This window comes from Thermus sp. FJN-A, assembly GCF_054655095.1.
In genome coordinates, this window is sequence record NZ_BAAHSC010000023.1 from 1 (window position 1) to 471 (window position 471).

General features: G+C 74.1%; 1 protein-coding gene. It reads left to right on the plus strand.

The features are described 5' to 3' along the window. Positions 1–46: 46 nt before the first annotated feature. Positions 47–471: tyrosine-type recombinase/integrase (locus ACYQ0J_RS00110; RefSeq protein ID WP_460170216.1), on the plus strand; the 425-nt coding region annotated here is incomplete at its 3' end.

Here is a 471-nt window from a genome sequence, read left to right on the forward strand (position 1 = left end):
GGGGGCCCTCGAGGGCACTCCGGGCCCGCCCCCCGAAGGAGGTCCCATGAGCCAGCCTGACCCCCACGCCGAGCTCTTCGCCCGCTTCCGCCGGTACCTGGAGATGGAGGAGGGCCGCTCCCCCCGCACCGCCAAGGAGTACCTCATGGACGCGGGCCTCTTCGCCCGCTGGTTCCGGGAGCGCCACGGCAGGCCCCCCCGCTTTGAGGAGGTGGGGAGCCAGCACATCCGCGCCTTCCTCGCCTCCCGGGAGGTGAGCCCCCACAGGGCGGGGCGCGTCCTGGCCTCCTTAAGGAAGCTCTTCCGCTACCTGGCCGAGGTGGAGGGCCTCCCCCTCCTCAAGGACCCCACGGAGGGGGTCAAGCGGCCCAAGCTCCCCCGGAGGCTCCCCGTCTACCTCACCCCGCCCGAGGTGGCCCGCCTCCTCCAGGCGGCCTACCAGAACCGCTCCCCCCGGGTGGCCCTCCGGGA